This window comes from Thermogemmatispora sp. (assembly GCF_019683635.1).
Taxonomy (GTDB): domain Bacteria; phylum Chloroflexota; class Ktedonobacteria; order Ktedonobacterales; family Ktedonobacteraceae; genus Thermogemmatispora.
On record NZ_JADGIA010000129.1, the window covers coordinates 1 to 14549 of the forward strand.

The window sequence follows — 14549 nt, forward strand, 5'->3', positions numbered from 1 at the left end:
GAGCCAGCACCGGCGCAGGAGCAGGAGCCGCCGGCCTCAGCATCGCCGCCATCCTAAGCTCAGCCGCCACTGGACAAGGCCAGGCTCAGCAGATATACTTATGAGCAGACGGAGAGTCTGCCAACCACCAGCATCGCAGATGTAGCCGCCCCAGGCTCAGCAGGTGCGCCCTGGCGTGCGGCTACACCGGCTAGAGGACGACTGCGCGATGGAGCAAGAGCGTGCGCCCCAGTCGGAGCCGGAACCTCCGACCCTGGGGGGTGGCGAAGTGGTCCCGAGCGCGCCCGCGCTGAGGGGGCCGGAGGCGCAGACGTCGGAGCGGGCCGACCATGCTTCAAGGCAAAGCGGACTCTGGGCGGGAGCCGATCCTACCCTCAGAAGCGCCCTCCTGATCCTCATCGTCGTCTGGTATGGCATCCTGCTGGTCCCCCCCACGTCATCTATCTTCTATGCCCTCGGCGCTCCGCTCGCCAACGCCCTCATCGATCGCTTCCAGCTCGGTGACATCCTGGCCTTCATGATCGCCTATGCCCTCTGGGCCTGCCTCTGGCAGAGCTTTTTCGCCGTCATCAATTACTTTGCCTGCGGCTGGCCGCCCGTGCCGGTTCCCGGGCAGCCGTCGCCTCCCCACGGCCTTGGCCCGGCCCTGCGCGCCACCTACTGGTACCTGCTGGCCGATGCCATCCTCTTCTTCCCCTTCTTTGTCCTCTACCTGCTCACCTACAGCGGCTTCCAGATTGGCTCGGTCCTCTCCTTCATCTTTGAAAAAGATCCCGTGTTTGCTCAAATCATTCTGCTGCTTCTGGGCGGCTGCCTGCTCTTGAACGGCCTGCTGGCGCTCACGCTGGGCCTGGGGGCCTACTGGCTGGCCAGCCGACTGGGTCGCCGCACCCGGAGCAACCTGGCGCGGGAGGAGCAGAGCCACGAGAGGCGCTAACCTCAAAGGAACAAGAGAGCGACGAAATGAGACAGGAGAGCGGGCCGCCGACACCATTCCGGCGCGAGCCGCAAAGTGTCCAGGTCCTGTGGCCGGCAGCTCGTTGAACATCATCGTGCGAAGGCAGATCCACCTGTCCGCAGGGAAGACCGCCAGTGGCCCGAGCCGTGGCCCGGCCCCGACTGAGGCTGGCCCGGCCCTTACCAGCCCTGTTCACGATAAATCTTCAGCGTCTGCTGATCGCCCGGCACATAGCTCACCATCGAGTAGCTGCTCATACCCGTAAAGACCGTAGTGGCCGTGCGCAACGTCAGGCGGCCCAGCTCACTATGCTGCACCTGAAAGACAAAGGACGGGGCTGGCTTCCCGCTGGGGTAGGCTGCCGACGCGATGCGCTTAAACTCCGGCAACTCGCGCAGACGGCGCCACAGAGCCTTATACTCAGGCAGATGCGTCATCGTATGCGTATTGTACAGAAAATCACTCACCAGGCGATGGGCCAGCTCTTCCCAGCCGTGGAAGCGGCGGCGCATTTGGGGATCGAAGACGAACTCCAGTAGATGCAGCTTGGGATGCTGCTCAGCCAGGAGGGGATCGATCTCGAAGAGGCGAAGGGAAGCAGCATTCCATGAATGGAGGAACCAGAGGCGATCAAGCGAATGCGCCGGGTAAGAAGTACTCTGCACCAGTAAACTGGCCAGCTCGCCCAGCTCCAGCAGCGCGCTACTCAGGCGATCCGGCTCCACATGCTGGCCTGTCAAGCGAGTATAGGCATCATAGAAACGCTGGCACTCCGCGCCCTGCAGCTCCAGCGCGCGCGCGATATTGCGCACCACATGGGGGGACGGATTCGTACGCATGCCCACCTCCAGGTGGTAGATATACGTCCGCGAAAGGCGGCTGGCCTGAGCGAGCTGGCCCTGAGAGAGGCCATGCTGCTGGCGCAGCTCCGTCAAGAGGCGAGCGAACTCTGAACGCTCAAGGGCCTCAGTGCTCCGACTCATCGCTGAACCATCCTTGTGCGCTTTTATCTGTTAGCTACATCCACATTATGGCGCAAAATTTGTTAGCTGGCAACGTACCCATCATCGGAAGAGCAACATATAATACTAGTAACAAGTGGGGACTGTATGCTCGGAAGGGTGGCCATCGTGGGCTGCCCGGTTGGCGTATCCTGGTGGATACCAGACAATGAGGAGCGAGACCATGTCTGATTCTGCGGTCAGCAAGAATACACAGCCGAACGAACAACCCTCGATGAGCGCAACGGTGCAGGCCGAGGCGGAGCTGTTGGCGAAGCGGCCCTGGATCAAGCATTACGAAGAGGGCGTCCCCGTTCACCTGGAGATCCCCGACCAGCCCCTGACCTGGCTGCTCGACGAGACAGTCCGTCGTCATCCTGAGAAGACCGCCTTCATCTATTACGGAACGCGCATCTCCTACGCGCAATTTGCCGCTCTGGCCAACCGCTTTGCTGCTGCCCTGCAGCGGCTCGGCATCAAGAAAGGCGACCGGGTAGCCATTGCCCTGCCCAACATCCCGCAATATCCGATCGCCTTCTACGGCACCCTGCGGCTCGGCGCCATAGCCGTTCCGACCAACCCGCTCTACACCCAGCGTGAGATGCAGCACCAGATGGCCGACTCTGGGGCCCGCATCCTCATCATGCTTGACATGTTCTATCCGGTCGTGCGCGCCATTCGTGACAAGACCGCGCTGGAGCACATCATCATCACCAGTCCCGCTGACTTCCTGCCGCCCCTGCTGCGCACGCTCTACCCCTTGAGCCAGCGCCGTGAGCGGCACAAGCAGCCGCAGCCCCCCTTGACCAAAGACGAGCTGCGTTCCGACCCCAAACTGCTGCTCATGAGCGACCTGCTCAAGCCCAGCAATACCGCGGGGGTAGAAGTCTTCACCGTACCCGACCCGCCGCGCAGCTCGGACCTGGCCGTTTTGCAATACACAGGAGGGACCACCGGCCTCTCCAAGGGGGCCATGCTCACCCATCGCAATCTGCTGGCCAACGCCTATCAGACGCGCTACTGGACACCGCGCGCCCATGATGCCAGCGAGACCGGCCTCTGCGTGGCCCCCTTCTTCCACTCCTACGGGTTGACCGTGGGTCTCAACCTTGGCATCCTGGCGGCGGCCAGCATGGTGCTGCTCCCGCAATTCAAGCCCAGGGAAGTCGTGAATGCCATCAAGCGCTACCGCCCGACCATGTTCCCGGGCATTCCGACCATGTACATCGCCATCATGCGCGAAGCCGGCAAAGACAGCCGCGCCTTCCAATCGATCCGCTACTGCATCAGCGGTGCGGCGCCGCTGCCGGCCAAAGTGCGTCACGACTTCGAGAGCCTCTCGGGAGGGCATCTTGTAGAGGGTTATGGCCTCAGTGAAGCCTCGCCCGTCACCCACTGCAACCCGCTCAACGGCGACGTGCGCGAAGGCAGCATCGGCCTCCCCCTGCCCGAGGTCGAGGCCGCCATCATGGACCCCGAGACCGGCAAACTCCTGCCGCCGGGCGAGATCGGCGAGCTGGTTGTCCGCGGGCCGAACATCATGCAGGGCTACTGGAACCGCAAAGAAGAGACCGCGACCATCTTCCGCGACGGTTGGATGCGCACCGGCGACCTTGGCAAGATGGACGAAGAAGGCTATTTTTACCTGGTCGAGCGCGCCAAAGACATGATCCTTGCCAGTGGCTTCAACGTCTACCCGCGCGAGGTTGAAGAAGTACTTTTCCGTCATCCTGCCGTACAAGAGGCGGCAGTAGTTGGCGTGCCCGACGAATACCGCGGTGAGACCGTGGCCGCCTTCATTGTTCTCAAACCGGGCGTCGCCGCCAACGACGCCACCCGGCAAGAGATCGTGGCCTTCTGTCGCAAAGAGCTGACAGCATACAAAGTCCCCAAGATCGTCGAATTTCGCGAGAGCCTGCCCAAGTCTCTCGTAGGCAAAGTTCTGCGTCGCGAGCTGCGCGAGCAATGGCTCAATCAGCGGAGCGCCAGTCAAAAGAGCAACTAGCCTGCTGCCGGGCCAGGCCGGTGGAATCGATGGAGAGCGGCCCGCGCCCTTGTGGCTCCGTTCGTCCGTCCGTCTGCCCTGCCGGACCCGGCGCTGTGCCAGTGACAATTGATCCTGAAACCGATTCACAGCAACACGCAAATGGCTGGGACCCTCGCCTGACCTGGGCGGCACGGGCGGGCGCTAGAGCAGCGCGCCGTCCGCGAGGCCAATGCCGGCCTGGTGCCAGCCACTGGAGGTACAACCGAGCATGTCTATGACGATGAAGCCCACAGAGAGCGGAACGGCCTTCCTGCTGACTCCGGTCAGCGAGAGTGCCGACAAAATATTCACTCTGGAGCAGAGTGACGACGAACAGCGCTGGATTGCCGAATCGGCGGCCACCTTCGTCATGCGCGAGGTCCTGCCCAAGCTAGAGGCTGTTGAGCACCAGGAGCCGGGCGTCATGCCCTCACTGGTCAAGAAAGCCGGCGAGCAGGGCCTGCTCATGATCGACATCCCCGAGCAGTATGGTGGGGCCGAGCTGGGCCTGCTCACCAGCGCGATCGTCGCCTCCTCCATCCACGAAGCCTCATTCAGCGTGGCCTTCGGCGCCCATACCACCATTGGCACCCTGCCGATCGTCTTCTATGGCACGGAAGAGCAGAAGCGCAAATACCTGCCGAAGCTGGCCACCGGTGAATGGATCTCGGCCTACGCCCTGACCGAGCCAGGCGTAGGCTCCGATGCCATGAACCTCAGCACGACGGCGCGTCTCTCCGAGGACGGCAAATACTACCTGCTCAACGGAACCAAGCAGTGGATCTCCAACGCCGGCTTTGCCGACCTCATGGTTGTCTTCGCGCGTGTCGATGGCCAGCGGCCCTCGGCCTTCATCGTCGAGACAAGCTGGCCGGGTATCTCCACCGGCGCCGAAGAGCGCAAGATGGGCATCAAAGGGTCCTCGACGCGCCAGGTCTACTTTGAAAACACGCCGGTGCCTGTCGAAAACCTGCTGGGCGAGCTGCACAAAGGCTACAAGATCGCCTTCAACATCCTCAACATCGGGCGTCTCAAGCTCGGCGCTGGCGCCGTCGGTGGCGCGCGCACAGCCCTTGACCTGGCTGCCGCCTACACCACCGAGCGCAAAGCCTTCGGCAAATACCTGCACGAATTCGGCATGATTCAAAAGAAGCTGGCGCGCATGGCCGCCGAGACCTACGCAGCCGAAAGCGAGGTCTTCCGCACTGCCGCCAACATCGAGAACGCCCGTCGGGGAGCCGGAGAGAACACCGAGCAGGTCTTCAAGGCCATCGAAGAATTTGCCATCGAGGACTCCATTGCCAAGGTGCACGGCAGCGAAGTCCTGGCCTACGTCGTCGACGAGGGCGTCCAGATCTTCGGCGGCTACGGTTACATGCAGGAGTACCCGATCGAGAAAGCCTATCGCGACGCGCGCATCCAGCGCATCTTTGAGGGCACCAACGAGATCAACCGCCTGGTGGCCGCCGGCACCCTCTTCCGCCGCGTCCTGGGCGGCAAGATCGACCTGATGAACCGCTACCCGGCCATCGAGGCCCGCATCAAGTCAGGCGAGGCCCTGCCGGCCCCGGGCGACGAAGTGCCAGCCGAGCTGCGGGCTGCCGTCCATGCGGTCGAGCGTGCCAAGGATGTGGCTATCTACGCCGGCATGCGCGTTGCCATGCGCTACATGCAGGCCCTGGAGAACGAAGAGGAGTTCATCGAGTACCTGGCCAACCTGCTGATCGACATCTACGCCAGTGATAGCGCCCTGGCGCGCGCCATCCAGGCCATCCGCCGCGGCGACGAGAACAGTGCCCTACACAGCAAGCTGGCGCAACTGGCGACCTGGCTGGCCCACTCGCGCATCCGCCTCAATCTGGATCAGATGATCATGACCTACTTTGAGCCGGAGACGGTCAGCGAGGAGCTGGCGCGCGTGCGCGCCTACGTCGGCGACTACCTGATCAACGGCGTGGCCCTGCAGCGCGACATCGCCGCCGAGGTTGTGGCCAAGAAAGGCTACCCGCTGCCGCACTTCTAGTCCAGCTCGCTCACCGCTGGCCAAAGCCAGCAGGGGGCAAGGAAAGAAGCGAGCAGACAGATTCTCTCTCCTGCCCCCATAGCTATCCTGTGTGGATAGCGTGACCGAGTGCCAAAGGCCGACGGCGGCTGGTGGATTGCCGGCGAGAGAGGGCTGCAACGCCAGCCAGCTCGCCTTTCCGCCGCCGTCGCCGGCTGGTCACCGCCTCTCCGCTGAGGGATGGCCTTCTCTGGCGGCGCGCTGGCCAGCCTCCCTGCCCTGAGCGGCAGGAGAGGAAGGAGTGCCAGAAGCCAGGAGCAAGGAGTCTATGGAGAACAAGAGTCAGCGACCCTTACAGGTTGGCGATGTCTTGAGCTACGAGCGCACCTTTAGCGCGGAGGACATCCGCCTCTTTGCCGAACTTTCGGGCGACAAGGGCCACCATCACATGCAGCCTGACGCTCAGGGCCGACTGATGGTTCAGGGCCTGCTCACCGCCAGCATCCCCACGAAGCTGGGCGGCGATCTCAACTTTATCGCGCGCAGCATGCAGATGGAATTTCTGCGCCCAGTCTTCGCCGGCGACCGTATTCGCTGCGAGATGACCGTCAGCCGTCTTGAACCAGGAGACGGCTACCTCTCTCTAGAACTGGTCTCTGTCTGCCGCAATCAGCACGGCAAGGAGGTTCTGCGTGGGAGCGCCCGCGGCATCATTCGCCAGGCGCCGGAGCCTGCCAGCCCAGACACAGAGCGCAGCTGAACAGGGCGGACAGCCGGCCCCCTGACTACAACGCTGTCCGACTGCCAGCGGACGAGGCCGGGCCGCCTCGCTCTGTCGCAGACTGTCCGCGGCCCGTGTGCAATGTCTGTCTCTTCAGTACATGTCAGCGAAGTATCAAGTACATCACAGGCAATCTTGTGCTGCCTGCGGGCGGTCAAACGGATGCCGCCCGGGCAGGTGCACAGTTGTCACAACAAGCCGATACGAGGAGCAGATCCCCCATGATAGATGCTGTTATTGTCAGTGCCGTGCGCACACCGATCGGGCGCGCCAACAAAGGCGCTCTCAAGGACGTTCGTCCCGACGACCTGGCCGCCTTTGCCATTCGCGGCGCCCTTGATCGCGTACCGCAGCTAGATCCAGCCCTGATCGAAGATGTCATCCTTGGCTGTGCCTTCCCCGAAGGCGAGCAGGGCATGAACATGGCGCGCATCGTGGCCCCGCTGGCGGGCCTGCCCGAGACCTGTGGAGGCGTCACCGTCAACCGCTTCTGTGCCTCCAGCCTGCAGGCCGTCAACATGGCCGCCCAGAGCATCATGCTGGGCCAGGGCGAGGCCATTGTCGCTGCCGGCGTCGAGAGCATGTCGCGCGTCCCGATGGGCGGCTTCAACCCCAGCTTCAACCCACGCCTCATCAAGCCTGCCGAAGGCGAGAAATACGACTGGCCCTATCCGCCCACCGAGCAAGAATACGGCTTCTACAGCTACATCCCGATGGGCATGACCGCCGAGAACCTGGCGCGCAAATACAACATCAGCCGCCAGGCCCAGGACGCCTTCGCCCTGCGCAGCCATCAGCGGGCCGTTGCCGCCATTGACAGCGGCTTCTTCAAGCGCGAAATCATCCCGGTCAAGCTGCCCGATGGGCGCATCATGGACACCGACGAAGGGCCGCGGCGTGACACCTCGCTGGAGAAGCTTGCCGCCCTGGAACCGGCCTTCATCAAGGACGGCACCGTCACCGCCGGCAACTCCAGCCCCCTCAACGATGGAGCCGCCGCCGTCGTCCTCATGTCTGCCGACAAAGCCCGCGAACTCGGCATCCAGCCGCTGGCGCGCGTCGTCGCAATGGCCGTCGCCGGTGTGCGGCCCGACATCATGGGCATTGGACCGGTTCCGGCGGTCAAGAAAGTTCTGCAGCGTGCGCGCATGCAGCTCAGCGACATCGACATCATCGAACTCAACGAAGCCTTCGCCGTCCAGAATCTGGCCGTCATCCAGGAACTGGGCATCGACGAAGAGAAGCTCAACCCGCACGGAGGCGCCATTGCCCTGGGCCATCCTTTGGGCTGCAGCGGCGCCCGCATCGTCGCCACGCTCATCAACGACCTGCAGACCGCCGATAAGACCCTGGGACTGGCCACCCTCTGTGTTGGTGGCGGCCAGGGCGTAGCGACCATCATCGAGAGGTTGTCGTAGTCATGGGGTACCAGATTCGCAAAGCAGCGGTCATCGGGGCCGGCGTCATGGGGGCCGCCATCGCTGCCCATCTCGCCAACGTCGGCATTCCCAGCCTCCTGCTGGACATCGTCCCGCCTGACGCTGGCGAGGACCGCAACCGCGTCGCGCGCACCGGCCTGGAGCGCGCCCTCAAAGCCCGCCCCGCCGCCTTCTACAGCAAAGAGAAAGCCAGGCTCATCACCGTTGGCAATATCGAGGACAACCTGCAAGAAGCTGCGCAAGCCGACTGGGTCGTCGAAGCTGTCTTTGAGCGTCTCGACGTCAAGCAGCAGCTCTACGACAGACTGGAGCCGCTGCTGGGCGACAACACCATCGTCAGCTCCAACACCTCCGGCCTGCCGGCCCACCTGCTGACCGCCGGGCGCAGCGAGCGCTTCCGCCGGCACTTCCTCATCACCCACTTCTTCAACCCGGTGCGCTACATGCGCCTGCTGGAGATCGTTCCCGACCAGCAGACCGATCCGGCCCTGGTCAGCTTCATGCAGGACTTCGCCACCGAGGTACTGGGCAAGGGGGTTGTCCTGGCCAAAGACACGCCCAACTTCATTGCCAACCGCATCGGCGTCTACGGCTTCCTGTCGACCATCCGGCGCGCCCTCGAAGAGGGCTACACCGTCAGCGAGGTCGATGCCATTCTCGGCCCCAGCATGGGCCGCCCCAAATCGGCGGTCTTCCGCACCGCCGACCTCTCCGGCCTCGACACCCTGGTGCACGTCGCCGACAACATCTACGAGAACGCCCCCGACGATCCCGAGCGCGAGGTCTTCCGCGTTCCCGAGGTTGTGCGCGAGCTGGTACGGCGCGGCTGGCTGGGTGAGAAGAGTGGCCAGGGTTTCTACAAGCGCATCAAGAATCCCGGCGGCGAATCCACTATTCTCGAACTCAACCTGCAGACCCTGGAGTATCAGCCGCAACAGAAGCCACGCTTCGAATCCATCGGGGCCGCTCGCAACATCGACGATCCCGCCCAGCGCATGCTGACCGTCCTCAATGGCAACGATCGCGCCGCCCAACTGGCGCGCGAGACCCTGGCCGACTCGCTGATCTACGCCGCGCGGCTGGCGCCGGAGATCGCCGACAGCATCGTGGCCGTTGACCAGGCCATGCGTTGGGGCTTCAACTTTGACCTGGGCAGCTTTGAAGGCTGGGATATTCTCCTGGAGCATCCCGAGACACTCTATCGTGTGCTACGGGCCCATCCATCCTTTAAAGATGTCAGCGAAGAGCAGGCGCCGGCCACACTCAGCGCTCTCGTTGAAAAGCACGGCGCCCGTTTGCCCGAGCTAGTACGCCAGGTCATCACCCAGGGAGAAGGGCGCTTCTATAGCGGCCCCATTGGGCAGCGGCGCTACTTCGACTTCCACAGCGGCAGCTACCAGCCCGTCCCGCAGCTGCGCGGCAGCCTCTCCCTCAGCGTAGCCAAGGCCCAGAACAAGGTCATCCGAGAGAATGGCTCGGCCTCACTGATCGACCTGGACGATGGCATCGTCTGCGTCGAATTCCACACCAAGATGAACGCCATCGACCAGGACATCATCGAGATGCTGCACTACGCCGTCGAAGAGGGGCAGAAGCAATTCCGGGCCATCGTCATTGCCAACGACGCCCCGGACTTCTCGGCGGGCGCCAACCTCTTCCTGATGCTCGTCGGCGCGCGTAACGGCCAGTGGGAGATGTTGGAGCAGGCCGTCAACTCCTTCCAGCAGGTCAACATGCTCCTCAAATACAGCCCCATCCCAGTCGTCGTAGCCCCTACCGGGCGCACCCTGGGAGGCGGCTGTGAAATCGTCATGCATAGCAGCCACGTCCGCGCGCATGCCGAGACCTACATTGGCCTCGTCGAAGTCGGGGCTGGTCTCGTGCCGGGCGGTGGCGGCGTCAAGGAACTCCTCCTGCGCCACGGGGCCCGTCTCGAAGACCAGCAATCGCGTAGCGCCGGAGGACCATTTGCCGCCCCGCGGCGCGTCTTTGAACTGGTGGCGATGGCCACCGTCGCCACCAGCGCGGTCGAGGCGCAGGAATACCGCTTCCTGCGTCGGAGCGACAGCATCACCACCAACCGCGATCTCCTGCTACGCGACGCCAAGGCCGATGCCTTGCGCCTGGCCGAAGCGCGCGAAGCAGGACGCTGGCAGCCGCCGCAGCCGGCCATGCTCCTGCTGCCCGGGCCGGGCGGGCGCCTGGTCCTGGAGCAGCAGATCGAGAACATGCTGCTCGCGGGCAAAATCACCGAGCACGATGCGGTCATCGGGCGCCATCTGGCGCGCATCGTCACCGGCGGCAACACCTCGCCGCTGACACCGCTGACCGAGCAGCAAGTGCTTGATCTGGAGCGCGAGGCTTTCTTAAGCCTCTGCGGCATGGAGAAGACGCAGGAGCGCATGCAGGCCATCCTTATGACCGGCAAGCCCCTGCGCAACTAAGCCTGCTCAATAGCGAGCAGTCAACATCATCGCTAGCGCATCGATCGGGCCAAGCTCGTGCCAACCGAGGCCAGGGCCGGACCGTGGGCGATGCCGCCCACGACGGCCCTGGGCCACCGCAGCGACCGAAACCTCGCGGGCCAGAGCGTCTGCCTGCCCGCGGCGTGGTCGGTCGCGGGGCGACAGCGGCGGATGTCGGTGGGTTGGTGGGCAAGGCAGCGCCGACCGGCGCCCGTTCCGGCTCGCTGCTGCCGGGCGGAGTCGTGCGGTGCTGCCAGAGAACGCACCAGGACAGCGGAATGCAGGATTGCCTCCGCGCAGAAGCGGGGGCCTAGCCGCAAGGAAAGGAAAGGAGCCGAGTCCATCATGGCGATCGACGTCAGCAAGGCCTCACTGCGAGAGCTTGGTCAACTGGGAGGAGATGCCATCATCGTTGGCGAGATCGACGACAAACTCGTCAACCTGCCGACCTATCGCGAACTCTACCAGCGTTGGGAGAAGCAGCAATGGAGCACCCAGGACATCGACTTCAGCGCTGACCGCCAGCAATGGAGCCAGATCGAAGAGGCAGCCCGTCCGGTGCACATCAGCGGCTTCGTCGTCTTCTTCCAGGGCGAAGTCAGCGTCACCCACACCCTCATCCCCTACTGTGCCGCTGCCCCCAAAGAAGAACAGCGCATCTTTCTCACCACCCAGCTAGTCGACGAAGCGCGCCACTCCGTCTTCTTTGACCGGTTCTTCCGCGAAGCGTTAGGCTTTGAAGGCGAAGACATCGAGGCCCTGCTTGTCCAGATCCGTCCCCTGCTGCGCGAAAGCGAGCGGCAGATCCTGATGGAGGGCCTGGTCGAGATCGGCCAGCGCATCCAGGCCCAGCCCGAGAAGCTGGAGCACCTGGTTGAAGGCGTCACCCTCTATCACATCATCACTGAGGGCACCCTGGCCCTGGCCGGGCAGCGCAGCATGCTCAACCGCAACAAGCGCATGGGCTGGTATCCAGGTTTCCAGCAGGGCTTCAACGCCATTGCCCGCGACGAGTCGCGCCATGTCCTCTTCGGTGTGCGCTTCCTGCGTGACATGGTGCAGGAAGATGCCCGTTATGCCGGGGTCATCCGCGACACCATCCAGAAATGGATGCCGCAGATCCATGACATCCTCTATCTCTCGGACTTCCAGCGGGCCTTGTTGAGCAGCTTTGGCGAGGACCCCGACGAGCTGCTCAGGTTCGGCATGAACTCGCTGCGCAAGAAGCTCAAGGTCATCGGCGTCCCCTCTGACTTCCTGCCAGCGGTCGCCTAGCCTGGCTTGAGGCGAGTGAACTGAGCCAGTGATGAAGTGAGGGCGCGGGTCTTTGTGGGGGTGTGAAGGCCCGCGCCCTCTTCTGCTGATCCCCCTGGCTGCGTACCCTCAAACCAAGAGAGGGAGGGAGAAAGACAGCGCGGCCCGCAGCCCGAAAAAAGCCAGGCCGGCGCCAGCAGTGAACCTGCCGACCAGCCTGGCCTGAGTGATCAACCCTCTTACCCGTCTGACAAAGGGAAATGGAGGCAGGCCGTCACGTCAATCCAGACGGATCAGTGCCCGAGTGCTAGAAGTAAGCCTTCTCTGTCTCTGCATCGAAGAGGTGGATCTGCTCGACATCGACCTGCAGTCGCAATGGCTCACCGACCACCGGATGCGAGCGCGGATCGAGGCGGGCCACCACAGTCGTGCCATTGGCCGACATATGGACCTGGACCTCGCTCCCCAAATGCTCTACGACATCGACCGGAGCCATAATCATTGAAGCCCTATCAGCGCCCGCCGGCAGCAGGGTCGCATCGCGCAAATGCTCGGGACGAATGCCAAAGATCACCGGGCGCCCCTTGGCCGCCCGGGCCTTCTCCACATGGCAGGCCGGCACCTGCACCCGCCCGAAACCATCCAGCACAATGCTCACGCCGCCCTCATCCTCTACCACCTGAGCGCCCGGGAAGAAATTCATTGCCGGCGACCCGATAAAGCCAGCCACAAACATATTGGCAGGGTGGTCATACAGCTCCTGTGGAGGCCCCATCTGCTGAATCTCTCCCTGGTGCAAGACCACGATGCGATCCCCCATTGTCATCGCCTCCACCTGGTCGTGGGTCACATACACAAAAGTCGTCTGCACACGTCGGTGCAGCTTAATGATCTCTGCCCGCATCTGCACACGTAACTTCGCGTCCAGGTTTGACAGAGGCTCATCCATCAGGAAGACCTGCGCATCACGCACAATGGCGCGCCCGAGCGCCACACGCTGTCGCTGGCCACCGGAGAGTTCCTTGGGCTTGCGATTGAGGAGATGAGCGATTTCGAGGATCTCAGCAGCCTCCTGTACGCGCTTCTTAATCTCCTGGCGGGGGACACCACGGAGCTTGAGGCTGAAGGCCATGTTATCAAAGACATTCATGTGAGGGTAGAGGGCGTAGTTCTGGAAAACCATCGCCACATTCCGCTCTTTCGGCTCCACCCCATTCACCAGCATGTCGCCGATGTAGATCTCTCCAGCGGTTGGCTCCTCTAGCCCAGCGATCATGCGCAGACAGGTACTCTTGCCGCACCCCGATGGGCCGACGAGAACCAGGAACTCCTGGTCCTTCACCTCAAGGTTGATGTCGCGTACCACATCAACCTTGTCAAACCGCTTGTAAACGTGTACAAAGCTTACACGGGCCATATTAACTCCTTTTCGCTCTTGCTGACAGATCCGTTCCTGAATCTGTCAGGGCCTTTGGTAAAGAGCTGTCGCTTGGTGCCACGTTGCAACTGACTGCGAGGTCAGAAGGGAGTCAACGGGGCTTCTTCGCGCACCAATTGCCCAAAGTGCCAGGTTGAGGTTCTCCTTACCTTCACCTGGGCAAGCGCTATGTAGAGTATATACACAACGCCCATCGATTGCAATGCGCATTGCTTGCGTGAACGGAGAAGGGCGAGACAGCTTCTCGGCTGCCTCGCTCAGGTGGAGGCTCTGAGGGCTAGCCAGCGTCTGATGGGCGAGGCCCGTTCTGGGGACGAGAGAGCGCCGTTGTGCTGGAGGCCGGCGCTTGTATTTGACTGGCAGTTTGCTTGTTCGTCTATAGTATGATACACAAGAAAGGACCAACCTTCTCTGGGGCCGATGACCAGCCCAAAGGTCCTAACTAGCTGACGGTGATTGAGCGGAAGCGGGGGCGCGAGCCTGTGTAATTATGCTGTCAGCTTGCTAGCTTACAAAAGCAGATGGAGAGCCATAACGTTGCGCACATCGCCATCATAACATTGATTGAAATATGTAGTCTCTCTGTCAAATTTCAAAAAAGGAGAGGTTGCCTCTAGACAAGAGGAGATGTTTTCATGCATACTATGAGTGTGCGTTACCGAGTATGTTGCTAACAAGTAGCGTACATTGTTATCACAATCGCTGAGTGGCTATTGACATCGCTCAACGGCAGGGGATCGCCCTGGAGACCTTATTGATCGCTTGATCCAGACCAGAGAAGGGGAGGAAACCATGCTGACGACCAAGGAACAGGGTAGCGAAGTCGCGCGCTTACTCAAGCAGATCAGCGATGAATACGAGGCGGCGCAGCGCGGCCTGAGCGGGCTGGCCTGTGGTGTCTCGCGCCATGACTTTATCACTGCGAGAATGGAGCATCTGGGCCAGCTCCACAACCAGCTCCAGGCCATTGTAGGCGACGCGGCCATTGCGATGATCGCGGAGCGGCTCAATACCCTGCACTAGGGAGCCGGCGAGGCTCTTCTGAGCAAAACGGCCCAAAGGGCCGTTTTTTTTCTGGTCGAGGGAGCGAGTTGAAGCAAAGCTTGAGACTGCGAGCTGCAGGCATGAGAGTCGTCGGGGAAGAAGAGGACGGGGGGAACGGGGGAGGCAGGGATGGAAAGGAGC

General features: G+C 62.5%; 10 protein-coding genes. 8 read left to right on the forward strand and 2 right to left on the reverse strand.

The features are described 5' to 3' along the window. Nucleotides 1–208 precede the first annotated feature (208 nt). On the forward strand, nucleotides 209–937 hold the full coding sequence (locus IRZ31_RS14235) for a hypothetical protein (protein WP_297154753.1): 729 nt from the start codon (nucleotides 209–211) through the stop codon (nucleotides 935–937). 200 nt (nucleotides 938–1137) lie between these two features. Here the strand turns inward: IRZ31_RS14235 and IRZ31_RS14240 are convergent, their stop codons facing one another. Further along, nucleotides 1138–1941, reverse strand: coding sequence for a helix-turn-helix domain-containing protein (locus IRZ31_RS14240; RefSeq protein ID WP_297154755.1), 804 nt, complete (start codon nucleotides 1939–1941; stop codon nucleotides 1138–1140). Between the two features lie 202 nt (nucleotides 1942–2143). On the opposite strand from IRZ31_RS14240, the gene IRZ31_RS14245 reads away from it, so the two are divergent. The 6 genes from IRZ31_RS14245 (at nucleotide 2144) to IRZ31_RS14270 (ending at nucleotide 11947) form a co-directional block, all read left to right on the forward strand. After that, entirely contained in the window at nucleotides 2144–3964 is a 1821-nt protein-coding gene (locus IRZ31_RS14245) for a long-chain fatty acid--CoA ligase (RefSeq protein WP_297154757.1), read from the forward strand. Between the two features lie 250 nt (nucleotides 3965–4214). Continuing rightward, a complete protein-coding gene (locus IRZ31_RS14250) occupies nucleotides 4215–6008 on the forward strand; it encodes an acyl-CoA dehydrogenase family protein (RefSeq protein WP_297154759.1) in 1794 nt (597 codons plus the stop codon). Between the two features lie 307 nt (nucleotides 6009–6315). Further along, nucleotides 6316–6747 carry a MaoC family dehydratase gene (locus IRZ31_RS14255; protein ID WP_297154761.1) on the forward strand — a complete coding sequence of 144 codons (432 nt, stop codon included), beginning with the start codon at nucleotides 6316–6318 and terminating at the stop codon, nucleotides 6745–6747. Between the two features lie 242 nt (nucleotides 6748–6989). After that, on the forward strand, nucleotides 6990–8186 hold the full coding sequence (locus tag IRZ31_RS14260; RefSeq protein ID WP_297154763.1) for a thiolase family protein: 1197 nt from the start codon (nucleotides 6990–6992) through the stop codon (nucleotides 8184–8186). A gap of 2 nt (nucleotides 8187–8188) precedes the next feature. After that, nucleotides 8189–10651, forward strand: a complete 2463-nt coding sequence (locus IRZ31_RS14265; protein WP_297154765.1) for a 3-hydroxyacyl-CoA dehydrogenase/enoyl-CoA hydratase family protein — start codon at nucleotides 8189–8191, stop codon at nucleotides 10649–10651. A gap of 366 nt (nucleotides 10652–11017) precedes the next feature. Continuing rightward, the gene (locus tag IRZ31_RS14270) at nucleotides 11018–11947 is read left to right on the forward strand and encodes a ribonucleotide-diphosphate reductase subunit beta (RefSeq protein ID WP_297154768.1); all 930 of its coding nucleotides are present in this window, start codon (nucleotides 11018–11020) and stop codon (nucleotides 11945–11947) included. A gap of 286 nt (nucleotides 11948–12233) precedes the next feature. Here IRZ31_RS14270 and ugpC read toward each other — a convergent pair whose 3' ends face one another. Then, the gene (gene ugpC, locus IRZ31_RS14275) at nucleotides 12234–13343 is read right to left on the reverse strand and encodes a sn-glycerol-3-phosphate ABC transporter ATP-binding protein UgpC (protein WP_297154770.1); all 1110 of its coding nucleotides are present in this window, start codon (nucleotides 13341–13343) and stop codon (nucleotides 12234–12236) included. Nucleotides 13344–14156: 813 nt separating this feature from the next. Here ugpC and IRZ31_RS14280 point away from each other — a divergent pair. Then, nucleotides 14157–14387 carry a hypothetical protein gene (locus IRZ31_RS14280; RefSeq protein WP_052887657.1) on the forward strand — a complete coding sequence of 77 codons (231 nt, stop codon included), beginning with the start codon at nucleotides 14157–14159 and terminating at the stop codon, nucleotides 14385–14387. Nucleotides 14388–14549 lie beyond the last annotated feature (162 nt).